We start from the raw sequence: 20,067 nt of genomic DNA on the forward strand, positions 1-20,067 counted from the left end.
GATCCCCCAAATATTCGGCAGGATCATTCGCTTGGAACAGATTTTCCTAATGTACGTTTTTGGGAAGCCTGCCCCACGGAGGACGCCATGATCACCATCTGGGATGCGAACGTCGAATTGAAGATCGATGAGCGTTATCACGTCATTAGGAATGCCAGAGAGGCGGTCGCATTTTTGAAGAACAACTGGCCCGAAGACAAAAACGCGAGCTATGCGAAAGCGCGGAAAATATGTCTGGACGCGGCGAATGGCGTTGCTACGGATGCAGAAGCGCGAGCTGCGTTTGAGGCTGCGGCAAAGGAGGCCGGCATCCTGCAAACTTAACGTCTCTTCGTTCGTAGTGGGAAACTTGATCATGCCGCCTGCGAGCTGGTTCATGCTGCGCTCCTCTTCTGCTCATAGGCACCCGTGCGCAGGTCGATGAACCGCTGCTGCATCCATTTGATCTCGGGGATCGCGCAGTTGTGCCAGCAAGAGCAGACGCCGATTGCCTCGGCAGCATCTCGTTGCTCGGCTTTCGTGGGCGGAAGATTGATGTGCTCATGCTCGGCGTACTGGATGGCGAGATCCTTCCAGTCCTTGCCCTGGGCCGGCTTGATGCCCTTGCCGAAGTAGACCGGGCGCCAGGAGGTGGCAGCGATAGTTCCGTATGGGACACCGCGGATCTGGCAGATTGCAATGATGGCGCCGGCGATACCCGTGAGCTGCAGGGCGGCGGGGTTGATCGTGGAGACGATCTCCTCCTTGCCGGCCAGGTCCGCCTTGTTCTTCTTCTTGAACTGGCGAACGCCATGCTCTGGTCGCTCGATCGCGACGAAGTCGGGCTTGTAGCCTTTAATGAGGCGGTAGAAGAGGTTCGCCGCGATGGCGTACTTCTCTTCCCAGTCATAATCCTTGACCGAGAACGTACCGCACTGGATGGAGGACCGGTGTTTACCGCTGTCGCGGACAGCCCAACCGGAGCGAGTGGCGAGATCGAGGCCCATGATGATCACCAGCGCGCACTCCCCAAGCTGGCGGCCTTGCGCTCGCTCTCAGTGCCGCGCCCACGAGCTAGATCAGCGTGTTCGGCGCAATACGAACCTTGAATCCGACGGCCGCCGCAGCAGAGCATGTGTGGGCCGATGTTGTCGTCGATCGGGAACTTGCAGTGGTGCGCCTCCAGAAGGGCGAACTCGACCGGCACGACTACTTGCGGAACCTCCGGCGCGGCAGAAATAGCCGGAGCATCGATGTCCTGCAGATGGCCCGTCGCCCGCGCCAGATGCGATACACGCTTCGCCGATCTCGTCTGCGCAGTCTGCCTGGATGGTTTGCCCCGGCTGCCGGCCAGAGCGATCTTCAGCCTCGTGGCCTTGCCGATGACCGAGTTGCGAGAGGTGCCTATCGTCGATCCGATCTTGCGTGCCGAGTGCCCATCGGCCAGCATTTGCCGGAGGATAAAGATGTTCTTGTCTGTCCATACGAAGCTCATGCCGATACCTCCGTGGGGATAAGGCGCCACTGCGCCAGGTTTCCGGAACCGCCTCGGGACGCGGTGATCGTCCAGCCGAAGGGCTCAATCTTGCGGCGCAACTGACTGACGTGAACCGTGAGCACCTGTTCGCCTCGCTCGGGACCGCCGTCGGCTCGGTTGCCGTAGATACGGTCAAAGAGGGTTTCGCGGTGGACTGGCTTGCCGACCGATCGCGCGAGAGCGTCAAAGATCAGTCGCTGGGCTGGAGCGGTGAGCGATTCCCTCACCTGCTCGATGGTCGATGCCTCTCCGATGAAGCTGCCGCAGCAGGGGCAGGAAAACTGTTGAACTCTGGCGACAACGTTCATGGGAACCTCATGAAAGAAGAAACCGCATTCGCGCGGCGAGTTGGGCGGCTCAGGCCTTGGGAGGAAGGCGAGCCACCGGGCACATCATTCGGCGGCAGCGTCGAATGGGATCTCGTCGTCATCGTCAGCCGGCGGAGCTTCCTTGTCCGCCTCGGCCTGGATGCGAGCCATGATGTCGGGAATGGTCGTCTCGTATTCTTTGCGGCCGAGGTCGTAGGACTCCAGCCAGTGCTTGTCCTCGGAGCTGCCGCCGTCGAAACCTGAGACCCGATCAAGCGCATTCAGACCGGCGTGGAAGCCCTTGGCGGCAATCATCTGCTCTTGGTCGACACGGTCGGAGGTGAGCAGGTCGCCCTGCAGCGTGTCGGGTATGAGCCCAAGCCAGATCAGGTTTTCTCGCTCCGTCTTGAGCTTGTCGACCGGCTTCTGCTGGTCTTCGGCCAGGAAGGCCTTGAGGTAGTGGTCGAGCTTTGCGGAGGTGAAACCCGCCGCCTTGGCGTTCTGCCGGTTCTCCTTCTTCTGCTCGTTCAGGGCGCGGATCTTCGCCGCGATGTCCCTGTCCTTCTGGTGGTAGTAGCTGAACTGAACGCGTCGCTCGCGCTCAGCCTTGGTGTTATCGCCGACTAATGCTGCCATTGGTCTCACCTTCCTTTTGCTTGCCTGACCTTCTCAGCCAGTGCTTCAACTTCGCGATCCAGATCTGCAAAAGCAGCATCCCCGTGCATCCTCTTGTCTGTCTCGATATCCGCCTTGAGACGCGCAATGTGGCGCTCGCAGATGTCGAGATACGCTGCCCGAACTTTCCCGAAGACGGTCAACCCTGGGTCCTTGGTCTCGCCGTTAATGAGACGGCGGAGAGAGCGGGACGTAAGGCCGCAACGCCGTCCAACTCGCTCCAGTGCATTCATCTGATCGCCGTTTCCACGGCTCTCCAGCTCGACCATTTTCCGCGCGTAAGTCGCGGTTATCGCAGGCGAAAAAGCATCTAAGGTACTCATCACTTTTGCCCTGTTTTTGATTTTTCTATTTGTCACTGAGTGGTTTGAAGTTTGACGATCCATGTTTCCCAGCCCTGTTAGATTGATCTCGTCAGGGCGGCGGGAGACACGTATGCAGTTAGCCCCGCCCGATTGGCGAAGTCTTCGAATGAACCCGAACGCCAAGCGTGGAACCGGAAGCGTCTGGGTGCTGAAAATGAAAATTGAGAGCCCCTTCGGGGGCGCCCTGCTCCTCTTCCTGCCGGCTCGATCGAAAGGTCGCGACCAGCGCTCCCATCACACAAGCCACAAAGCAGCCGGACACGATTGCGGAGAACAAGCCGGTGAAAAAAAGCGTCATTGTGTCTTCTCCGGTCTCTGCACCATCGGTCGCGTGTCGCGGGTCCGGTGCTCGATTGCGTTCTGTGCGAGGGCGTCTTCGCCGTTGGAGAGCTTCGTCATGCGCCCGATCCAGCGTCGTCGAGAAAGACAAGGCCGGACGCCGACGGTTCAACGCTAGTAGCGTTCGCCAGTCGGGCCTTGCCCTTCACTGCAGCGACTTCGCCGGCGTCCGATTGGAAATTTGGATGGACCGGCACGACATAGACCTGCCAGGCGATCGGATGCTCGCTGGACGCGAGACCGTCCCAAGCGCCGCGCTTTTCATTCCAGCGGGTGACAGAGACCGTTTCGCATTTGGTTGCCAGCCAGAGGCGGCGGTCCAGCGGCGCTTCCGAGAGATTGAGGTTCCAGCTCATGCGGCGGTCTGCCGCTTAGCCGACAGCTCGCGCTCCGCTGAATCCAACCACTCAACCATCTTCTGGTACGTCTTGATGTTGAACCCGATATCTCGGTTCTCGACGCGGCTCAGAAATTTGCTGTCGCCAACGGCTGCAATGCCCATTGCCGAAAAGCTGGTTTTTGTGGTGTCGCGATATGCACGGGCACGAGTGATAAGACTCGCTCGGATATCGTCTTCGGTGATTTCTACGTGCTGGGTCATGTCGTCCATATTCGGGAAACATCCCGAATTGTCAAGGGACATTTCCCGATGGACGTGATATTTCCCGAAATGCGATCATCGGGCATGGAAACGTCCCTTCAGAAACGCGTGCGGATCCGCATGGATTTGCTCGGCCTTAACGCTCTACAGACGGCTAAGAGAGCCGGTCTGGGCGACAGCTTCGTGCGAGATATCCTGAGGGGCAAAACGCGGAGCCCGAACGCTGAGAACCTTGGAAAGCTGGCTGCCGCGCTTGAGACGACGCCCGATTGGTTCATGGCCGCTGGGGAGAGCCTGCCTGCCCCGCAGCCGTCCATTGTCCCTGTCACCGGATTGCCAGTCCTTGGGAAGATCCAGGCGGGCAATTGGGTGGATCGCAGCATCATCGACGATAGTGGTGAATACGAAATGATCCCTGTGGCGCTTGATCCAAGGTTCACAGGCGTCCGGCAATACGCCCTCGAGGTTGTTGGGGATTCGATGGATCTGGTCTATCCAGAGGGTACGTTTGTGACGTGCGTCGACTACATCGACAGCGGTGCAACGCTCAAGCCAGGTCGTATCCTTCATGTTGAACGTCACAATGGTTCGCTGATCGAAGTCACTTTGAAGGCGATGGAGTTTGTTGATGGCTTGCTGATGCTTGTTCCTCGAAGCTCCAACCCTCGACACAAGCCCATGAAGTTCGAAGGTGATGCCGGCAGCGAAATTGTTATTCGCGGCGTCGTCACCGGGAGCTACCGGCGCGAAATTTGGTGAAAATCATATGGACACCCGTGGTCCGTATGATTTGACCGATTCATATGGACACCCGTGGTCCGTCCTTACGCGTGCGCGCGCAGCGTATATCTCATGGGGTTCCACCCCAAACCCGGCAAGGAACTTCGTCCCTTGACCCATCGCGAACGCTTTGCGGTCGCAGATGCTGGATCCGCCACCGTTCCAACCAGATGATTTTGCTTTTGAGACTATCAAAAATCCCGTATGTGGGCATTAAGGTCTGAAGGCACTGCCAGGCGTATGCGCCGCCCGCGAACCTTCTTCTCGCCTTTGGTAATCCACTTGATGTCTCGGATGATGAGCCCGAGCCGCTCCAAGGCCGCGAGCTCTCGCGAAACCGTCTTCGTTCCGCAATGACCGGCCTCGATCGAGAATTCCTCGTCCGTAGCCTCTATCTCGCCAGTGTCCCAAATCAACAGCGCGTCGAAGATGCTGATGAGCCGGAACGGGCCTCCGTTCGGATGCAAAACCTGCATTGCGACATAGCGCCAATCCCTGAACTGCTTCACCCTCTCGGGCAGACTCCCACGCCATGGATCAAGATATCGAATCGCCTCTACCGGCGCGATTTGCTTGCGCTTTCCTGAAAGATTTGGCGGGAGGGCTTCTGGCTTCATTCCCCAATTCATACGGGACGTTTCCCGAATACTCAACATAATTTCGGGATTTATCCCTTGCATTTGGGATTTTTCCCGATTATGTTCTCCTCATCGAACAACACCCCGCCGATCTCCTTACGGACGAAGAAGCGGAACCGAGGAGCGGCAGACATGAAGCGCTTTTGGCACATCGAAATTCTGGAAGGGGGAACCGTCTCCTACCTCTGCGGCACCGGCGTCCTGTCCGACAACCGCGACGACGCGCTCGAGTACGACGACCTCGACGAGTGTTCTGCAGACTACGAATACCTCGAAAGCCAAGGGTACAACGCCAGCATCGAGACCAGCCTGCGGTTCGTCGGCCATACCCCTGCAGCTCGTCTTGAGCATCACTTCTCGACTGCTGCGGAGTGATGGCGATGAGCAAGAAATTTTACGCAAGCCAGCGCATCTACTTCACCGGGTCGGACTGCGGCACCGAGATTCCCCTGACGATGCACGTCAATTTCACCGTCCATCCCGGCTGCAAGCAGACGCTGACCGAGCCCGGCGAGGAACCCAGCATCGAGGTTGACGATGTTCGGTTCTTGGACGGCCTCGACAAGATCAAGCTTCCGTGGTCGATCGAGGACCGCTTCACCAGCTCAGAAGACTTCACGTCTTGGCTGATGTCCGAAGCCGAAAGCCAGAACGAAATCGCCCGTGATGATGCCGCTGACCACCGTCGAGAGATGGCGAGGGAGGATCTGGCATGACCTGCGGCTTCCGCGACGCCCGAGAATGCGCCTGCCTCCCCGGCTCATGCCGAGTACAGCCCGCTCCGGTCCCGCTCTTCCAGCCTTCCAAGCGCTTCACGCTCGAGGTGGTCGCCTTCTGGGTGGTCATGGCTCTGATCGCTGGCGGGACGTTGCAGGCGCTGCAGAGCGGCGAACATCAATATCAGACCGACAGGAGGCGCTGATGGCCGAGCTTCACGACATCCCCGGTAACGAACAATCAATCGGCGGTCTCGCCTCAGGAATCCTCGCGCAGGTCGCGGAAAAACGACAGGAGAACAAAATGGCAAATGCACTTGAACAGGCTCCGGTTCGCCAAGGCGAAATCATCGAGCACCAGCCCCGCGCCGTTCTGACGCCGATGGAGATGATCGACCGCGCGCTTTCGAGCAACGCCAACGTCGAGACGCTCACGCAGCTAATGAATCTGCAGGAGCGTTGGGAAGCCAACCAGGCACGTAAGGCGTTCGACGAGGCGATGGCGGCCGCGAAGGCCAATATGCCGTCGATCGTCAAAAGCCGGAAGGTAGACTTCACCACGGCGAAGGGACGGACCAACTACCAGTACGAGGACCTCGCCTCGATCATGAACCAGATCGGCCCTGTCCTCTCCGCCAATGGCCTCTCAGTACGCTACCGCACGCAGGCCGAGATGAACCAGCCAATTTCCGTCACCTGCATCATTTCGCACCGTATGGGCCACAGCGAGGAAAACACCCTCATGGCTGGGCGCGACGACAGCGGAAACAAGAACAGCATTCAGGCGATCGGCTCCACAGTCACCTATCTGCAGCGCTACACGCTCAAGGCTGCTCTCGGTCTGGCGGCGGCCGCAGATGATGACGGCGGCAAGGCTGACGAGACGAACGACGATGCGAAGAAGATCACCGAAGCGCAGGCGTCTGTCATCCGCGAGCTTATCGAGAAGGGCGAAGTTGACACGAAGGTGTTCTGCGAGCGCTGGCAGGTCGAGGCCGTCACTGACATCCCCCTGAAGCAGTTCAACGAAGTCGTTGGCTCCCTTCGCCAGCGCGTTGCCTACATCGCCAACCAGCGTAGCCAAGGGAGCGCAGCATGACGCTCCAAATCATCGACTGCGACCAGAACTCCCCGGAATGGTTCACTGCTCGCCTTGGTATCCCTACGGCCAGCAGGTTCGCCACAGTGATGGCGAAGGGCGAAGGTAAGACGCGTGACGAGTACATGCGCAGGCTCGCAGGTGAGATCTTCACCGAAGAGCCGGCGGAATCCTTCACTAATGCACACACCGAGCGCGGGCACGACATGGAAGGCATCGCTCGCGCGGAATATGCCTTCATCACCGGCAACGAACCATTGCAGGTCGGCTTCATTCGGAACGGCAATAAGGGCGCCAGCCCTGACAGCCTGATCGGGACCAATGGCGGCTTGGAGATCAAGACCGCTCTGCCTCACATCCAGATCGACCGACTCGAGCGTGATCGCCTGCCGCCTGAGTACAAAGCTCAGGTGCAAGGGAACCTCTGGATCTCCGAACGCGAGTTCTGGGATTTTGTCTCCTACTGGCCGAAAATGCCGATGTTCACCGTCCGGGTTTATCGTGACGAGGAGTACATTAAGGCTATGTCCGATGAGGTCGACCGTTTTAACGACGAGTTGGCCGCACGGGTGGAGCGCTTGCGCCGGTATGGGCAAAAGGAGGCGGCGTAATGGGTCGCGCTCTCCTCGTCCTCGACACACCCGCCGATCGGCAGAAGGCAAGCCACTGGATCGGCAAGGCACCCGTAGGGACGCGGGTTGAGTTCAAGGCGTCCAAGCGCAGCCTACCGCAGAATGATCTGATGTGGGCGCTCTTGACGGACTTTGCCCAGCAGTTCGAACACGGCGGGAAGAAGTATGAACCGGCGCAGTGGAAGGCTATTTTCCTTCACGCCTTCGGGCGCGAAATCAGCTTTCTCCCCAGCCTGGACGGTAAGACCTTCCTGCCGATCGAGATGTCGTCGTCCGATCTGTCAAAGCAGGAGATGACCGATTTCATCGAGTTCATCCTCAAGGAAGCCGCCGACCGCGGAATTGTCCTTCACAACCCGAAAGATCACGAATCCGGCTCTCTGTCCTCGGAGCCGGAAGCAGACGAGCAGCAGTCCCCCGCGCCGTCTGCAACAGAGGCTGGCGATGCGCCCTCGCCGTCAGCCTCTCCCCTTACCCCGCACGGCTGGCTGATTGCCGTCGCCAAGATGCTCTGGGCTGCCACGAACTATGGTGGCGACCTGGATGTCCTAAAGGCTCAGAAGATCGCGGCGATGGCATCGTTTGAGATACCCACAGCCGAGGGCTACACCGCCAAGGCAAACGGGGTCTACGGCTACTGCAAGCAGGTCGTTCTCAAGGACATGACCAAGGCCGACGGCTTGGCGCTGGTCGCCGGTGTCGTCGGCTGCGATCAAGACGAGATCGGGAGGGCAGCATGACCCGAGCCGTTGCTGAGTGGATAGGCAAGTCCGACGATTCCCGAGTGCCGGATCGGGTCCGCATCCGCGTCCTCGAGCGCTACGGCAACAAGTGCTACCTCACCGGCCGCGAGATCCGCCCGGGCGACAAATGGGAGATCGAGCATGTGGTCTCGCTGATCCTGGGCGGTCAGAACCGGGAAACAAACCTCGCGCCCGCCCTCGCCGCGCCTCACAAGCTCAAGACCGCCGTCGAGATGGCTGTGAAATCGAAGATTGCCAAGGTGAAGAAGAAGCACTTCGGCCTCGGCAAGTCCAAGGCGGGCAGTTTCCAATCTCGCTTCAAAAAGAAGCTCAACGGCGATGTAATCGACACTCGCACTGGGGAGATCGTGAGCCGATGAACACTACCTTCGATGGCAACAAGTTGTGCGGCGGTCCGACACATATCACCAACCTTTGCCGCGCAGCCCTCGCCCCGACTTCGGCCGGCTCGGAACAATCGAGCAACACTCGCGAAAGCGGCGTTGAAATAGCTCACATAGTCTATGAACGGACAGAGAACTCAATCGAAACGACCGACCAACATGTAGTAGATACTCGAACGGACCCGACCATCGGCGGACAAAGGCAGACCGAAGTTGGTAATTCGCCCAGCCCCACCGCCGACGCAACAAAGGCCCATCGCAGGGTTGGCGATGAGCCTTTAGGCCAGTACAGGAACAACAAGCCCGATGATCAACCGTCGGCTGGCCTAAATGTTCCATCCCCTGCACGGACGGTGGTTGCCGCCTCTGTGTATTATTCCAGTGGAAAGCGGGGATAACATGGGCACCACCGTTGATCTCACCCGCAATGTGCCCCGCCTTGGACTGAACCGGTCCGAGGTCGCTCTTGCCATTGGCGTGAGCGTGAACACGGTCGATCTCATGGTGGAGGAGGGTTTCCTTCCGAAGCCGCGGAAGTGGCATAGCCGAAAGGTGTGGCTTGTCGCTGAGGTCGCTGCCGCTATGTCAGAGTGGCCAGAGGACGGCAGTCGGAAGCAGAGGGAAGACGCTGACGACGGTGATGACTGGCGGGCGTCTGCATGACAGACGTGGCCAATATCGATCTGCCTTATGTGGAAAAGAACAAGAGCCGCCATGGCACGACGCGCTATTACTTGCGCATCGATGGCGCCCGCGTCTGCCGGCTGCCTGATGACATCAACAGCGAAGAGTTCGCATCGGCTTATTGGAAGGCCCGCAAGGCCGCGAGGCCGGCCGTGGAGCGCCTTGGCGAGGCAAAGACGATATCTGTCGTTGTGAAGCCCAACAGCTTCAGGTGGCTCTGTATGGAGTATATGCGCAGCAATGCCTTCACCGGGCTCGACCAGTCAACGCAGACGCGCCGGCGCAACATCATGGAGAGCATGTGGGCGGAGCCATTGAGCGAAAAGGACGAGCGAACCTTTTCAGATATCCCGCTGCCAAAACTGACTGTATCTCATCTGGAGGTTCTTCGCGACCGCAAGAGGGAAGCGCCATTCGCCGCCGACGAGCGGCTTAAGGTTCTGCGCCAGGTGTTCGACACCAAGAAGGACGCGAAGCCGATTACCGCTAACATCGCTCGGCTGGTCCAGCCCTTCAACGAGCATTCCGACGGGCATGAGACGGCAACACCCGACGACATAGCCAAGTTCATCGAGCATCATGGGACCGGATCCAAGGCGGTCCTCTACGTCGCTATCCAGATGTATACCGGATTTCGCGTGTCCGACCTTGCAGTCCTCGGTCCCCAGCATCGCCGCAAGGACGCCTTCAAGCTCCGCCTCTTCAAGAACCGAAACCGGACACCGGTCGATATAGACATCACCATTCACCCGATCCTCGAGGCGGTGCTCGCCACACACACTGTCACAGCTATGACCTACCTGGTGACCGAGTTCGGGAAGCCATTCAGCGTGAAGGGATTAGGGAACCGGATTTCGGATTGGTGGAAGCAGGCCGGCATGCCCCACCTCACCTCTCATTCCGTGCGCAAGGGCCTGGCAACTGACGTCGCTCACAACGAGGCGACCGACAGCATGCTCGAGGCCATGTTTGGCTGGAAGGATTCGAAAACATCGAAAATCTACACGCGCAACGCGGAGAAAGCGCGCCTCGCTCGACAGACAGTTGAGAAGATCAACTGGGATGGAATCGGTTCAAAGCTGCTGCCGCTGAAGGACGGAGCCGAGGGCTAAAACGGGAACGCATTGCCACACCTAGCTTTTGGGGTGGCGGAACGGATCAAGTCCAAACTGCCACACCTGAGATAATGTTCAGCAAAACCAAATACTTAAAGTGTAGGAAAAGAAGGATTGGAGGCCTCGCCCGGAATTGAACCGGGGTGCAAGGATTTGCAGTCCTCTGCGTCACCACTCCGCCACGAGGCCTCACGCGGTCGAAAAATCGAACCGTGGCGGTCGTTTAGAACTATCCTAGAAAAATCGCAAGAGGGGTCATTCTGAATAATGTCCTTTTTCCATTCTGAATAAGCGTTGCGCGAAGGTTCCTCCACAGGCTTGGCCTATTGGCTCCGAAAACGATCAAACGGGATAGCCGAAAACTGTCAATCGCTGCTCTGCCTCATGGAATATAGAAAAGTAGGTATCCCTCGTTGTGCAGGAACTCCAGCAGCTCACACAACGGGATCAGTGCTACTAAGAAGAGACAGTCACGGAACGCGGTGGCCAAAGTCGAAGTGCGGAAGGTGACCTCTGTGTCGATCTTCATCAATGCCGGATTCGGCACGAAGAATGGAGTTCGTGCCGCATAATCGTCATAGGCAGAGCCGAATTTGGACCTCAGATATTCGCTTTCGCGCCGTGCTGCGTAGGCGAACAGAAAAAAGAAAATTGGCACGAAAATGGCTGTGATCAATGCGGAACCGATCATCAAACTCACGCCCAGGATCGCCAGCATCGACGACACGTAGAGCGGATTTCTGGTTATCGAATACGGGCCAGTGGTTATCAGGTGTCGGTTCTTGCGTTGGCCGATATATAGCGTTGACCAAAGGCGGCCTAAAACACCCGCGATGACGAAAATTACGCCAATGTTCTCAAATAGCTCGTGCAACGCTGTTCCTGAATACAGCGGACAAGCAAGGAATACGAGTACAAAAAACGACGTCGTTGCGATCCAAAGCCCGCCGATGCGTCTTTTCTGAGAGAATGGTGTTTTAGTGCTCAGTTCGTCCATTTCCCTCCACCCATACGCCCGCGGTCGCCCGGTTGCCCTTTACCGTCGAGTGAATCAACGATCGACTAACTATCAGTATGCTACAAGGCTCGCGATTTCACAAAGCCCATTCGACTTTTGTTTGAAGGCCCATACGAAGGGCAACCCGCAATTGCGGCCCCCTTTCAGAATTTTGTCTAGGCAATGATTACGTCAGAGCCGGAATCGGTTTGCGCGCGCATGCCCGGACGTTGCAACTATGCAACACATGAGGAAAAGCTAAAGTGGCAATTGGGGTTAAGTTGACGATTCCCTTGCCGCTTATTGAGTCTTCGTATCAACTCCACGGTTGCGGATGCACACAGAATTGATGAGGTCTGCTCTGACATCGGATATATGGCGTAGCGTACGGCAAAAGTAATACCAGAAGTCTAGAGAGCAACTGCAACGAAGCTCACCAAAGGCGACCTTATGGTAAAATCATTTACAGACTTTAGAACTTGTCTGTACAGGTGGATAAAATATAAAACTTCTCGGCCAATGCCTCCTCCTGTGCCTTTTGACTTCAGTGGTCCCGTCGTTGTCGTCGGCTCGGCGCCATTGTCCCACCGACCGGCGGGGTTCAATGATCAATTTTCTCTCATCACCATAAACGGTTCGCAATCAGTCACGTCGAAATGGGGACGCAACTCTCCTGACGTCACGCTGATGATGTTCAATCAGATTGAAGGCACAACGCAAAACGCAGAGGAAGTAAGAAGGGTCTTGTCCGGACAACGCACCAAGGCGCTGTACGTACTCCTTTGGAGGAAGGACGACCTCTCGCGATTGGAGCGAGGGTTAAAGTCCTTTAACTATGAGTATGAGCACCTCTATATCGTGGATCGCTACGAACGAATGGCGCTGCTCGATAAGGTGGTAGGGTTGTGTTCATTGGAGTTGGACGCCGAGGCGAAGTGTTCGAATGGAGTGAATGCGGTTCTTTTCGCCCTTTTTCACGGCGCCCCAGCGGTCATCATCACCGGCATCAATCCGAATTCATCTGGACATGTTTATAACAGCTCAGGATTGGCCCGGCTGCACGTTCAGATGGACCGAATGATTTTAGAGCGATTGGTCGCGGCGGGCAGTCCAATCTTCACTTCAGACCCGATCGTTTCTATCGAAACAGGGATTCCCCTGTGGCAGGAAAGCCTTAGCTCACCACGGATGAGGCGGCCAGCTTCACGCAATGACGAAAAATACGACGGCAACGTAAAGTGCCTTTCGATCCGGTAGAGTTGTTCAAAGAACCTGAGAAGCGCGATCTCCAACTCTCCAACCATTCCGTTTCGCTCCTATCGATGAGGGAGCGTATCTCGCGGCCTCAATCACAAAAGAAAAGGTGGGCTGTTCGTCGCGCTCACGATCAAATGGGAGATGCGGCTGCGCTGGGTCGCGTGGTTTGCGTGCTTGGACCTGAGTCATGGGTGCAGTTAGCCTGCCGTCTACAATTCTTCCCTACCATCGGGCAGCACATGCATCCCTGCGGCGTGAGCAGCATCGACGAATGCCCTGCGGGCTGCTTTCGCGTCGATGTAGAAATCCAAGACTCGAAGAATGGCGCAGGGAAAAGGCAACCCCGCTACTGAACCCGAAACGCGCCGATACAGCCGTCCAGGCTACCGCCCCGTCCCCATAGCGTCTGCGATATCGCAGAAAAAATCAACCACCCGTTACAGCGGGTGGAGGCAATTGATCAATTGATCGATCATTTGACCCGGTCTTCTATCGCCTCATCAACTCCGCGTCTCCATTACGGAGAAACGCACTGGCGGCGCGAGCCGTAGTTTGGCTGAAAGGTGTTGTCGGATGCGCGGTATGAGCGATAACGGCTGTAGCACCAATCGACGTGAGAGCTGCCGTAGGATCGAGCACGTGGCTGCGAGGCGATGATGCCCCCAATGATCGCACCGATCGCGAGGCCACCGATTGCAGCACCTGCTCCGTTGTCATCGTGCCGGTAATATCCACCATCATCGTAGCCATCGCGGTAGTATCGATTGTTGTTGTGGTATCTGTGCTCACCGTAGCGGTAGCGACCGCCACCGCAGCGATAGATATTGCATCCGCTGTACCGGTTGTTGTTCGCACCCGAGTCGCCAAAGCTTCCACGGCCCTGAGCTGAATGCGGATCACTTGAGTTTTCAGCAAAAGACGTCGAGAAACTCGAGAGAACAGTTGCACAAGCCAAAACGATGGTTGCCAGTCTTTTCATTGTCGTACCTTTCGAGGCAAGCCCAATCTGTTACGCATAGACATATAAATCTAACGCAGCGCAAACGCGCATGTTCCATCCAATTGGGGACCACCACGGACAATAAACAGAAAAAGAATCGGCCAAGTCCGATTGTGACACTTTTATTGCACGGGCCGCTATTTTATGAGGGGCAATTAAAGATTATTAAATGGATGGATGGCATGCTCAGCTGGTTTCGCAAACTTCTGCCAAGGGAAGACCGGTTCTTCGACCTCTTCGCGCAGCATTCAAGGACCATCGTCGGTGCCGCCGAAGCTCTGAACGAGCTGCTTGCGGGCAAGGATGCGGAGCGTCATTGCGAGCGCATCGTCGCACTTGAGCACGAGGCGGACGATATAACCCGCGAGGTCCTGCTGGCCGTTCGGCGCAGCTTCATCACGCCGTTCGACCGCGTCGACATCAAGGACCTGATCCAGTCGATGGATGACGCCATCGACATGATGCACAAGACGGTCAAGACGATCCGCCTGTTCGAGCAGAGGGAATTCGATCCCCTGATGCAGGAAATGGGCGTGGCCATCGTTCATGCAGCAAATCTGGTCGCGGAAGCGATCCCGCTACTCGAGCGCATCAACACCAACGCTCCCAGGCTTACGGCGATCGCCGAAGAGGTCACGCGCGTCGAAGGGCGTTCGGATGAGCTGCACGACCGCGGTTTGAAGGAGCTCTTCCTTCGCCATGGCGCGTCGAATGCGATGGCCTATCTCATTGGCAGCGAAATCTACGGCGAACTGGAGAAGGTCGTCGACCGCTTCGAGGACGTCGCCAACGAGATCAGCGGCATCGTGATCGAGAACGTTTGATGGACGCCACCCTCGCCTTCCCTCTGCTCGCTGGACTGATCGCGATCGCGTTGTTCTTCGACTTCCTGAACGGTCTTCACGATGCGGCGAACTCAATCGCGACGATTGTTTCGACCCGCGTCCTTCGCCCGCAATATGCGGTCGTGTGGGCGGCTTTTTTCAACTTCATTGCCTTTCTGTTTTTCGGCCTGCATGTGGCCGAGACACTCGGCACGGGTATCATCGATCCCGACATCGTTTCGCCCCTTGTCATTTTCGCTGCGCTGATGGGCGCAATCGTCTGGAATATCGTCACTTGGCTCTTCGGCATTCCGTCCAGTTCCTCGCATGCGCTTGTGGGCGGTCTTGTCGGCGCGGGACTTGCAAAGGTCGGCTTCAGCTCAATCGTCTGGAGCGGCCTGTTGAAGACGGCCGGTGCAATCGTCATGTCACCGATGATCGGCTTCCTGCTGGCGCTCTTTCTCGTGCTCATCGTTTCCTGGATCTTCTTTCGGCAGACGCCGTTTGCGGTGGACCGCACGTTCCGCATCCTGCAGTTCGTGTCCGCATCGCTCTATTCGCTCGGTCACGGCGGCAACGACGCGCAGAAGACGATGGGGATCATCGCCATTCTACTCTATTCGCAGGGCTATCTTGGCGGCAGTTTCCATGTTCCGCTGTGGGTCGTTTTGTCCTGCCAGTCGGCGATGGCGCTTGGTACGCTGTTCGGCGGCTGGCGTATCGTCCATACAATGGGATCGAAGATCACCCGACTCAATCCGATGCAGGGCTTTTGTGCGGAAACGGGAGGCGCGCTGACGCTCTTCGGCGCGACCTGGCTTGGCATCCCGGTCTCGACCACTCACACCATCACCGGCGCGATCATTGGCGTCGGGGCCGCACGGCGGGTGTCGGCGGTGCGATGGGGACTAGCAGGCAACATCGTCGTCGCCTGGGTGGTCACCCTGCCGGCGGCAGCGCTGATTGCCGCGACGGTCTATTGGGTCGCAGGCTTTTTCGCCTGATCAGGAGGCGGGCTTCCGCCTCCTCTGCCACCACACGGAAAATCGTCGTCTTATGCGGCGCGCGATGTGCAGGTCGTGCGACAGGACCAATATGCCGAGCGGAACCATCCAGAATCCCAGAATCGGCAAAAAACCCAACAAGCCGCCGAACACAAGCAGCCCGCCAATCGACAGGCGGGCCACGCGCGATCGCGGCAACGGGATGCGCGTCGACCCCATGACGATGTGGCCAGTCGAATGATCGATGCCAAAACGCTTGGCGCCTGGTTTCCCGGTGGTATCATGCGTGTCAGTCATCCACAGGAGATGGGGATAAACAGGCTGAATGCAAGCGGATGTCATTTTTTTGAAAAAACCGCTTGGCAAATCGAGCAAGCATTTGTATTAGCCCACTCACACCGCGGCGAGCGGTGATCCCTGGTAGCTCAGCGGTAGAGCATTCGACTGTTAATCGACAGGTCGCCGGTTCGAATCCGGCCCGGGGAGCCAAATTCGAGAGGGTTGCGCCACTAGCGCGACCCTCTTTTCATTTCTGCAATAGAAAAACTTAGGCGCACCGATTGGACTTCGATCGCGCGCCTCGTTTGCTGCTCTGCGATTTTGGCTACATTTCGGCCCGCTGCAGGTGGAGAGCCGGCTGACGGCATCTGCCGCTGATATCACCGCGTGCCGATCGAGGATCGCAAATATTGATGGGCTGGCCCTAGTCCACTCTCATGTTCGCCCTTACAAGATGCAGGAATAGAAAAATCGTCGCACTGTTGTCAGGGCGTTTCGTGTCGATGCATCCTGCGGAAAGCAGGAGGCACGGTCAAAAAACGACGGTTGATCATGCTCTGATACGCGGGTTGGTTACCACCGGACCTGATGCGTCGCGGAGCGTCCTCTGTCTAGTTTGCAGCGTCGGAACATAACCGGCTGTTAGTGGAAGCGAGGGTTTTCCGTATGCCTTCGGCGGGGGCCACCTTGCGGAATTGTTGTGATGTTGTGAGTTTGCGCTCTTAAGAGTGGGCTTAAGAGCGCATTGAGGACTGATGGCACAGGCAATTTTATTGACCGGGCGTGAGCGACGTCGGCGATGGTCCCGAGATGAGCGTGCAGAGATACTGGCGGCGGCGTTTGCGCCGGATGGGATTGTTTCCGAAGTTGCGCGTCGCTTCGATGTTTCGACCGGTTTGATTTATACTTGGCGGCGGCAGGCTTTGGCTGCAGAAGTCGGCCCTGCCTTCGTGCCAGCGCGGGTCGTTGGCCTTSCRGGYAACGGCGGGGTCGAAACGGCTATGTTCGTGGACTTCCCGAATGGCGCGAAGGTGAGAATTGACTGTACCGCACCTGCCGAACTGGCGGCTGCGGTCATGCGAGCACTCAAATGATCCCGATCRGCTCCGGGGTGCGGGTGTGGATCGCGAGCGGTCACTGCGACATGCGCAAGGGGATGCAGGGGCTCGCACTTCTGGTGCAGGAAGGTCTCGGTCGTGACCCCTTCCAAGGTGACGTTTTTGTCTTCCGCGGGAGAAATGGACGACTGATAAAGGCCCTGTGGCACGATGGGATCGGGCTATCGCTTTATGCAAAGCGCCTGGAGCGGGGCCGTTTCGTTTGGCCCGCGACCGAGGGTGGCGCGATCGCTCTTTCCGCCGGTCAGATGTCCTATCTGCTTGAGGGGATCGACTGGCGAAACCCGCTGCAGACCTGGCGTCCGACGAGCGCCGGATAGCGCATATTTTGCCGGGATTTGCGGCTCAGAATCCGAAGAAAAGCTATGCAAATCAGGGGTTTTGTGGTCCACTTCGAGCATGGAAACCGGCTCGGAACAGCACCCCGATTACGCCGCTGCCCTTGAGGCAGAGCTGATCGTCGCACGGGCGGAACGAGCCGCTGCGGTGGCCGAACTTGCCGTCGCCAAGGCCAAGGAAGCCGATGATCAGGCCATCATTCTTCGGCAGAAAGTCCATATCGAAAAGCTTCAAAGGCAGTTGCGTGGCCGGAAGTCGGAACGAACCTCACGGCTGATTGCGCAGATGGAGCTGATGCTGGAGGACGCCGAGGCTGCCGCCACTGAGGATGAGCTTGCTGCCGAAATGGCCGTCGCCGCGGCGGCTCCAATCGCTGTCGTCGGCTTCACCCGCAAACGGCCCGTCAAGAAGCCGTTTCCCGCTCACTTGCCGCGTGAACGTGTTGTTGTGCCTGGTCCGGTTGCCTGTCACTGCTGTGGCAGTGATCGGTTGCGCAAGCTCGGCGAAGACATCACCGAGACGATGGAGAGCGTTCCGCGCTCCTGGAAGGTTATCCAGACGGTGCGGGAAAAGTTCTCGTGCCGCGACTGCGAGACGATCAGTCAGGCGCCTGCACCTTTCCATGTTATCCCGAGGGGGTGGGCGGGTCCGAGCCTGTTGGCGATGATCCTTTGCGACAAATTCGGCCAGCACATTCCCCTCAATCGTCAGGTCGAACGCTTTGCGTTGGAAGGTGTGCCAATCAGCCTGTCGACCGTGGCTGACGCGATCGGTTCCTGCTGCCATGTTCTTGAGCCACTGCTGAGGCGGATCGAAGCTCATACCTTTGCGGCCGAACGGGTTCATGGCGACGATACGACGGTGCCGGTTCTGGCCGCCGGCAAGACTGCCACGGGCCGCGTTTGGTCGTATGTGCGAGACGATGCTCCGTTCGGCGGATCTGCGCCGCCATCAGCCATGTTCTATTATTCCCGGGACCGAGCCGGCGAACACCCTCAAGCCCACCTGGCCAATTATAGCGGCATCCTTCAGGCCGATGCCTATACCGGCTATACCCAGCTCTATCTTCCTGATCGAAGTCCGGGTCCGATTTATGAGGCAGCGTGCTGGGCACATGCAAGGCGGCCGTTCTTCGCGCTGGCCGATCTGGAGACGAATGCACGTCGAAAAGCGCAAGGCAAACGCCCTGCGGTCATCTCGCCGGTCGCTCTCAAGATGGTCCAGCGGATCGATGCGCTGTTTGCGATCGAACGCCAAATCAACGGCCAGACTGCGGATGAGCGGAAGGCAACCCGTGGGCAGCGTAGCAAGCCGCTGATCGACGAAATGGAGATCTGGATACGCGATCAACGTGCCAAGCTGTCTCGCGACCACGATCTGGCTAAAGCGTTCGACTATATGCTGAACCGCTGGGAATCCTTTACCCGGTTCCTCGACGATGGCCGCATCTGCCTGTCGAATAATTGTGCGGAGCGTTCACTGCGTGGTGTTGCTTTGGGAAGAAAAGCCTGGCTGTTCGCCGGCTCCGACCGCGGCGGTCAACGGGCGGCAGCCATGTACAGCTTGATCGTYACCGCGAAAATGAACCGTATTGATCCGCAGGCCTGGCTTGCCGACGTCCTTGCCCGGATCGCCGATCATCCGGCAAACCGAATCGATGAACTGCTTCCTTGGAATTGGACAAATACCGTGACGACACCCTTACCGCAGGCGGCCTGATGGCTGCCTCTCTCGTCCGTTTGAAAGTCACGCTCGATGACGTTGAACCTCTGGTGATGCGGCGCGTCGTCGTACCGTTCCGCATTCGKTTTAACCGGCTTCATGAGGTTCTTCAGGCGGCTTTCGGGTGGACCAGCAGCCATCTCTACGAATTCCGCATCCGTGACGTCGGCTTCGGCCTTCCCGACGGTGGTTTTGACGAACCCATCGACGCTCGCAAAGCGACACTTCTTTCTGCCATCGAAGATATCGGCGCGAGATCGTTCAAGTACCTCTAWGACTTCGGCGATGGCTGGACGCACACCGTCAAGATCGAAAAGACCTTTCCGGTTATCGCTGGCCTCGAYGATCCTATCTTGCTGGATGTTGTCGGGCGGTGTCCTCCAGAGGACGTCGGCGGCCCTTGGGGATATGAGGAGTTCCGCGAAGCGCTTGCCGACAAAACTCACGAGCGCCACGATGAGCTTCTCGAATGGTGGGGCAGCGCGGACTACGATCCGACCACAGTCGATGTCGTCAACCTTCGCAAAAACGTGGATGCGCTAGCCGCCAAGTGGAAACGCAAAGCACGCAAGAAAGTCTGAACCTGCGGTCCTCGGCGAATGCTTACTCGGCGAATGCTTAGTAAGCGGTTAGCCGATAGCGTCAGCAGTGAAGTTCCACGGCATGAGCGACTCAATGTCTGAGGCTGGCCAGCGATTTGCGATGCGGGTCAGGGTCTGGGATAGCCAGGCGAGCGGATCGACACCGTTCATTTTTGCCGTCTGCAGCAGCGTGGCGATCGTCGCCCAGGTTTCGCCGCCTCCCTCGCTACCAGCGAAGAGACTATTTTTTCTTGTAATTGTTTGGGGCCGGATCGCGCGTTCGACAATGTTGGAGTCGATTTCGATGTGGCCATCGGTCAAGAAGCGCTCC

At 57.8% G+C, this 20,067-nt stretch carries 31 protein-coding genes, 2 tRNA genes and 1 pseudogene; 20 read left to right on the plus strand and 14 right to left on the minus strand.

What is annotated here, in order from left to right; genetic code table 11:
- Nucleotides 1-87 precede the first annotated feature (87 nt).
- Nucleotides 88-324: a DUF982 domain-containing protein gene (locus AC1D2R_RS23100; RefSeq protein WP_477970862.1), complete on the plus strand. Its 237-nt coding sequence runs from the start codon at nucleotides 88-90 to the stop codon at nucleotides 322-324.
- A 50-nt stretch (nucleotides 325-374) separates the two neighbouring features.
- Here AC1D2R_RS23100 and AC1D2R_RS23105 read toward each other — a convergent pair whose 3' ends face one another.
- From AC1D2R_RS23105 to AC1D2R_RS23140, 8 genes are all read right to left on the minus strand, one after another.
- Nucleotides 375-986, minus strand: coding sequence for a hypothetical protein (locus tag AC1D2R_RS23105; RefSeq protein ID WP_477970920.1), 612 nt, complete (start codon nucleotides 984-986; stop codon nucleotides 375-377).
- Nucleotides 987-991: 5 nt separating this feature from the next.
- Nucleotides 992-1,474 carry a GcrA family cell cycle regulator gene (locus AC1D2R_RS23110; protein ID WP_477970863.1) on the minus strand — a complete coding sequence of 161 codons (483 nt, stop codon included), beginning with the start codon at nucleotides 1,472-1,474 and terminating at the stop codon, nucleotides 992-994.
- On the minus strand, nucleotides 1,471-1,824 hold the full coding sequence (locus AC1D2R_RS23115; protein WP_477970865.1) for a helix-turn-helix domain-containing protein: 354 nt from the start codon (nucleotides 1,822-1,824) through the stop codon (nucleotides 1,471-1,473). The genes AC1D2R_RS23110 and AC1D2R_RS23115 overlap by 4 nt, the downstream gene beginning before the upstream one ends.
- Nucleotides 1,825-1,908: 84 nt before the next feature.
- Nucleotides 1,909-2,460, minus strand: coding sequence for a hypothetical protein (locus AC1D2R_RS23120; RefSeq protein ID WP_477970867.1), 552 nt, complete (start codon nucleotides 2,458-2,460; stop codon nucleotides 1,909-1,911).
- Nucleotides 2,461-2,465: 5 nt separating this feature from the next.
- Nucleotides 2,466-2,885 (minus strand): hypothetical protein, encoded by a 420-nt coding sequence (locus AC1D2R_RS23125; protein WP_477970869.1) that lies wholly within the window; start codon nucleotides 2,883-2,885, stop codon nucleotides 2,466-2,468.
- Nucleotides 2,886-2,940: 55 nt separating this feature from the next.
- Nucleotides 2,941-3,162: a hypothetical protein gene (locus AC1D2R_RS23130; protein ID WP_477970871.1), complete on the minus strand. Its 222-nt coding sequence runs from the start codon at nucleotides 3,160-3,162 to the stop codon at nucleotides 2,941-2,943.
- A gap of 97 nt (nucleotides 3,163-3,259) precedes the next feature.
- A complete protein-coding gene (locus tag AC1D2R_RS23135) occupies nucleotides 3,260-3,559 on the minus strand; it encodes a hypothetical protein (protein WP_477970873.1) in 300 nt (99 codons plus the stop codon).
- Nucleotides 3,556-3,813, minus strand: coding sequence for a hypothetical protein (locus AC1D2R_RS23140; RefSeq protein WP_477970874.1), 258 nt, complete (start codon nucleotides 3,811-3,813; stop codon nucleotides 3,556-3,558). The genes AC1D2R_RS23135 and AC1D2R_RS23140 overlap by 4 nt, the downstream gene beginning before the upstream one ends.
- 111 nt (nucleotides 3,814-3,924) lie before the next feature.
- Here AC1D2R_RS23140 and AC1D2R_RS23145 point away from each other — a divergent pair.
- Nucleotides 3,925-4,068: pseudogene (locus tag AC1D2R_RS23145) on the plus strand (helix-turn-helix domain-containing protein); the annotation flags it as partial.
- A gap of 12 nt (nucleotides 4,069-4,080) precedes the next feature.
- Nucleotides 4,081-4,563, plus strand: coding sequence for a LexA family protein (locus AC1D2R_RS23150; RefSeq protein WP_477970922.1), 483 nt, complete (start codon nucleotides 4,081-4,083; stop codon nucleotides 4,561-4,563).
- Between the two features lie 212 nt (nucleotides 4,564-4,775).
- On the opposite strand, the gene AC1D2R_RS23155 is transcribed toward AC1D2R_RS23150, so the two are convergent.
- The gene (locus tag AC1D2R_RS23155) at nucleotides 4,776-5,093 is read right to left on the minus strand and encodes a hypothetical protein (protein ID WP_477970876.1); all 318 of its coding nucleotides are present in this window, start codon (nucleotides 5,091-5,093) and stop codon (nucleotides 4,776-4,778) included.
- A 261-nt stretch (nucleotides 5,094-5,354) separates the two neighbouring features.
- Here AC1D2R_RS23155 and AC1D2R_RS23160 point away from each other — a divergent pair, with 261 nt between their 5' ends.
- From AC1D2R_RS23160 to AC1D2R_RS23200, 9 genes are all read left to right on the plus strand, one after another.
- Nucleotides 5,355-5,597, plus strand: a complete 243-nt coding sequence (locus AC1D2R_RS23160; protein ID WP_477970878.1) for a hypothetical protein — start codon at nucleotides 5,355-5,357, stop codon at nucleotides 5,595-5,597.
- 5 nt (nucleotides 5,598-5,602) lie between these two features.
- A complete protein-coding gene (locus AC1D2R_RS23165) occupies nucleotides 5,603-5,938 on the plus strand; it encodes a hypothetical protein (protein WP_477970880.1) in 336 nt (111 codons plus the stop codon).
- Nucleotides 5,935-6,144, plus strand: a complete 210-nt coding sequence (locus tag AC1D2R_RS23170) for a hypothetical protein (protein ID WP_477970882.1) — start codon at nucleotides 5,935-5,937, stop codon at nucleotides 6,142-6,144. The genes AC1D2R_RS23165 and AC1D2R_RS23170 overlap by 4 nt, the downstream gene beginning before the upstream one ends.
- The gene (locus AC1D2R_RS23175; RefSeq protein ID WP_477970884.1) at nucleotides 6,144-7,037 is read left to right on the plus strand and encodes an ERF family protein; all 894 of its coding nucleotides are present in this window, start codon (nucleotides 6,144-6,146) and stop codon (nucleotides 7,035-7,037) included. The genes AC1D2R_RS23170 and AC1D2R_RS23175 overlap by 1 nt, the downstream gene beginning before the upstream one ends.
- Nucleotides 7,034-7,648, plus strand: a complete 615-nt coding sequence (locus AC1D2R_RS23180; RefSeq protein WP_477970886.1) for a lambda exonuclease family protein — start codon at nucleotides 7,034-7,036, stop codon at nucleotides 7,646-7,648. The genes AC1D2R_RS23175 and AC1D2R_RS23180 overlap by 4 nt, the downstream gene beginning before the upstream one ends.
- Complete coding sequence (locus tag AC1D2R_RS23185) at nucleotides 7,648-8,409, plus strand: recombination protein NinB (protein ID WP_477970888.1); 762 nt, start codon at nucleotides 7,648-7,650, stop codon at nucleotides 8,407-8,409. The genes AC1D2R_RS23180 and AC1D2R_RS23185 overlap by 1 nt, the downstream gene beginning before the upstream one ends.
- On the plus strand, nucleotides 8,406-8,792 hold the full coding sequence (locus tag AC1D2R_RS23190) for an HNH endonuclease (RefSeq protein ID WP_477970890.1): 387 nt from the start codon (nucleotides 8,406-8,408) through the stop codon (nucleotides 8,790-8,792). The genes AC1D2R_RS23185 and AC1D2R_RS23190 overlap by 4 nt, the downstream gene beginning before the upstream one ends.
- Before the next feature lie 423 nt (nucleotides 8,793-9,215).
- Complete coding sequence (locus AC1D2R_RS23195) at nucleotides 9,216-9,479, plus strand: hypothetical protein (protein ID WP_477970892.1); 264 nt, start codon at nucleotides 9,216-9,218, stop codon at nucleotides 9,477-9,479.
- Complete coding sequence (locus tag AC1D2R_RS23200) at nucleotides 9,476-10,612, plus strand: tyrosine-type recombinase/integrase (RefSeq protein WP_477970894.1); 1,137 nt, start codon at nucleotides 9,476-9,478, stop codon at nucleotides 10,610-10,612. The genes AC1D2R_RS23195 and AC1D2R_RS23200 overlap by 4 nt, the downstream gene beginning before the upstream one ends.
- Before the next feature lie 118 nt (nucleotides 10,613-10,730).
- On the opposite strand, the gene AC1D2R_RS23205 is transcribed toward AC1D2R_RS23200, so the two are convergent.
- Together AC1D2R_RS23205 and AC1D2R_RS23210 are read right to left on the minus strand one after the other, a co-directional pair.
- Nucleotides 10,731-10,804 (minus strand) — tRNA-Cys (locus AC1D2R_RS23205).
- Nucleotides 10,805-10,997: 193 nt separating this feature from the next.
- On the minus strand, nucleotides 10,998-11,612 hold the full coding sequence (locus tag AC1D2R_RS23210; RefSeq protein WP_477970895.1) for a methyltransferase family protein: 615 nt from the start codon (nucleotides 11,610-11,612) through the stop codon (nucleotides 10,998-11,000).
- Between the two features lie 450 nt (nucleotides 11,613-12,062).
- Here AC1D2R_RS23210 and AC1D2R_RS23215 point away from each other — a divergent pair, with 450 nt between their 5' ends.
- Nucleotides 12,063-12,869: a membrane-anchored protein gene (locus AC1D2R_RS23215; protein ID WP_477970897.1), complete on the plus strand. Its 807-nt coding sequence runs from the start codon at nucleotides 12,063-12,065 to the stop codon at nucleotides 12,867-12,869.
- A gap of 517 nt (nucleotides 12,870-13,386) precedes the next feature.
- Here the strand turns inward: AC1D2R_RS23215 and AC1D2R_RS23220 are convergent.
- Nucleotides 13,387-13,848, minus strand: coding sequence for a BA14K family protein (locus AC1D2R_RS23220; RefSeq protein WP_477970899.1), 462 nt, complete (start codon nucleotides 13,846-13,848; stop codon nucleotides 13,387-13,389).
- 203 nt (nucleotides 13,849-14,051) lie between these two features.
- Here AC1D2R_RS23220 and AC1D2R_RS23225 point away from each other — a divergent pair, with 203 nt between their 5' ends.
- Nucleotides 14,052-14,693, plus strand: coding sequence for a DUF47 family protein (locus AC1D2R_RS23225; RefSeq protein ID WP_477970901.1), 642 nt, complete (start codon nucleotides 14,052-14,054; stop codon nucleotides 14,691-14,693).
- Nucleotides 14,693-15,697: an inorganic phosphate transporter gene (locus AC1D2R_RS23230; protein ID WP_477970903.1), complete on the plus strand. Its 1,005-nt coding sequence runs from the start codon at nucleotides 14,693-14,695 to the stop codon at nucleotides 15,695-15,697. The genes AC1D2R_RS23225 and AC1D2R_RS23230 overlap by 1 nt, the downstream gene beginning before the upstream one ends.
- Here the strand turns inward: AC1D2R_RS23230 and AC1D2R_RS23235 are convergent, their stop codons facing one another.
- Complete coding sequence (locus AC1D2R_RS23235; protein ID WP_477970924.1) at nucleotides 15,698-15,994, minus strand: hypothetical protein; 297 nt, start codon at nucleotides 15,992-15,994, stop codon at nucleotides 15,698-15,700.
- Between the two features lie 117 nt (nucleotides 15,995-16,111).
- Between AC1D2R_RS23235 and AC1D2R_RS23240 the strand changes: the two genes are divergently transcribed.
- The 5 genes from AC1D2R_RS23240 (at nucleotide 16,112) to AC1D2R_RS23260 (ending at nucleotide 19,736) form a co-directional block, all read left to right on the plus strand.
- Nucleotides 16,112-16,186: transfer RNA gene (locus AC1D2R_RS23240), tRNA-Asn, on the plus strand.
- Nucleotides 16,187-16,731: 545 nt separating this feature from the next.
- A complete protein-coding gene (gene tnpA, locus AC1D2R_RS23245) occupies nucleotides 16,732-17,070 on the plus strand; it encodes an IS66-like element accessory protein TnpA (RefSeq protein ID WP_477970905.1) in 339 nt (112 codons plus the stop codon).
- Nucleotides 17,067-17,414, plus strand: a complete 348-nt coding sequence (gene tnpB, locus AC1D2R_RS23250; RefSeq protein ID WP_477970907.1) for an IS66 family insertion sequence element accessory protein TnpB — start codon at nucleotides 17,067-17,069, stop codon at nucleotides 17,412-17,414. The genes tnpA and tnpB overlap by 4 nt, the downstream gene beginning before the upstream one ends.
- A 79-nt stretch (nucleotides 17,415-17,493) precedes the next feature.
- Complete coding sequence (gene tnpC, locus AC1D2R_RS23255) at nucleotides 17,494-19,152, plus strand: IS66 family transposase (RefSeq protein ID WP_477970909.1); 1,659 nt, start codon at nucleotides 17,494-17,496, stop codon at nucleotides 19,150-19,152.
- Nucleotides 19,152-19,736, plus strand: a complete 585-nt coding sequence (locus tag AC1D2R_RS23260) for a plasmid pRiA4b ORF-3 family protein (RefSeq protein ID WP_477970911.1) — start codon at nucleotides 19,152-19,154, stop codon at nucleotides 19,734-19,736. Before tnpC ends, AC1D2R_RS23260 begins: the two co-directional genes overlap by 1 nt.
- A gap of 48 nt (nucleotides 19,737-19,784) precedes the next feature.
- Here AC1D2R_RS23260 and AC1D2R_RS23265 read toward each other — a convergent pair.
- On the minus strand, nucleotides 19,785-20,067 hold a 283-nt coding region (locus AC1D2R_RS23265), incomplete at its 5' end, for a transposase domain-containing protein (RefSeq protein WP_477970913.1).

This window comes from Rhizobium sp. P1_C7, assembly GCF_056406295.1.

Bases quoted from the DNA above. Each gene is read 5' to 3' on its own strand.
- AC1D2R_RS23115 (WP_477970865.1), bottom strand. From the start codon at position 1,824: ATGAACGTTGTCGCCAGAGTTCAACAGTTTTCCTGCCCCTGCTGCGGC.
- AC1D2R_RS23190 (WP_477970890.1), top strand. From the start codon at position 8,406: ATGACCCGAGCCGTTGCTGAGTGGATAGGCAAGTCCGACGATTCCCGA.
- AC1D2R_RS23220 (WP_477970899.1), bottom strand. From the start codon at position 13,848: ATGAAAAGACTGGCAACCATCGTTTTGGCTTGTGCAACTGTTCTCTCG.
- AC1D2R_RS23225 (WP_477970901.1), top strand. From the start codon at position 14,052: ATGCTCAGCTGGTTTCGCAAACTTCTGCCAAGGGAAGACCGGTTCTTC.
- AC1D2R_RS23120 (WP_477970867.1), bottom strand. From the start codon at position 2,460: ATGGCAGCATTAGTCGGCGATAACACCAAGGCTGAGCGCGAGCGACGC.
- AC1D2R_RS23215 (WP_477970897.1), top strand. From the start codon at position 12,063: ATGGTAAAATCATTTACAGACTTTAGAACTTGTCTGTACAGGTGGATA.
- AC1D2R_RS23135 (WP_477970873.1), bottom strand. From the start codon at position 3,559: ATGAGCTGGAACCTCAATCTCTCGGAAGCGCCGCTGGACCGCCGCCTC.
- AC1D2R_RS23165 (WP_477970880.1), top strand. From the start codon at position 5,603: ATGAGCAAGAAATTTTACGCAAGCCAGCGCATCTACTTCACCGGGTCG.
- AC1D2R_RS23230 (WP_477970903.1), top strand. From the start codon at position 14,693: ATGGACGCCACCCTCGCCTTCCCTCTGCTCGCTGGACTGATCGCGATC.
- AC1D2R_RS23140 (WP_477970874.1), bottom strand. From the start codon at position 3,813: ATGGACGACATGACCCAGCACGTAGAAATCACCGAAGACGATATCCGA.
- AC1D2R_RS23170 (WP_477970882.1), top strand. From the start codon at position 5,935: ATGACCTGCGGCTTCCGCGACGCCCGAGAATGCGCCTGCCTCCCCGGC.
- AC1D2R_RS23235 (WP_477970924.1), bottom strand. From the start codon at position 15,994: ATGACTGACACGCATGATACCACCGGGAAACCAGGCGCCAAGCGTTTT.
- AC1D2R_RS23125 (WP_477970869.1), bottom strand. From the start codon at position 2,885: ATGGATCGTCAAACTTCAAACCACTCAGTGACAAATAGAAAAATCAAA.
- AC1D2R_RS23105 (WP_477970920.1), bottom strand. From the start codon at position 986: ATGGGCCTCGATCTCGCCACTCGCTCCGGTTGGGCTGTCCGCGACAGC.
- AC1D2R_RS23130 (WP_477970871.1), bottom strand. From the start codon at position 3,162: ATGACGCTTTTTTTCACCGGCTTGTTCTCCGCAATCGTGTCCGGCTGC.
- AC1D2R_RS23200 (WP_477970894.1), top strand. From the start codon at position 9,476: ATGACAGACGTGGCCAATATCGATCTGCCTTATGTGGAAAAGAACAAG.
- AC1D2R_RS23185 (WP_477970888.1), top strand. From the start codon at position 7,648: ATGGGTCGCGCTCTCCTCGTCCTCGACACACCCGCCGATCGGCAGAAG.
- AC1D2R_RS23100 (WP_477970862.1), top strand. From the start codon at position 88: ATGATCACCATCTGGGATGCGAACGTCGAATTGAAGATCGATGAGCGT.
- AC1D2R_RS23110 (WP_477970863.1), bottom strand. From the start codon at position 1,474: ATGAGCTTCGTATGGACAGACAAGAACATCTTTATCCTCCGGCAAATG.
- AC1D2R_RS23210 (WP_477970895.1), bottom strand. From the start codon at position 11,612: ATGGACGAACTGAGCACTAAAACACCATTCTCTCAGAAAAGACGCATC.
- AC1D2R_RS23150 (WP_477970922.1), top strand. From the start codon at position 4,081: ATGGCCGCTGGGGAGAGCCTGCCTGCCCCGCAGCCGTCCATTGTCCCT.
- AC1D2R_RS23175 (WP_477970884.1), top strand. From the start codon at position 6,144: ATGGCCGAGCTTCACGACATCCCCGGTAACGAACAATCAATCGGCGGT.
- AC1D2R_RS23195 (WP_477970892.1), top strand. From the start codon at position 9,216: ATGGGCACCACCGTTGATCTCACCCGCAATGTGCCCCGCCTTGGACTG.
- AC1D2R_RS23160 (WP_477970878.1), top strand. From the start codon at position 5,355: ATGAAGCGCTTTTGGCACATCGAAATTCTGGAAGGGGGAACCGTCTCC.
- AC1D2R_RS23180 (WP_477970886.1), top strand. From the start codon at position 7,034: ATGACGCTCCAAATCATCGACTGCGACCAGAACTCCCCGGAATGGTTC.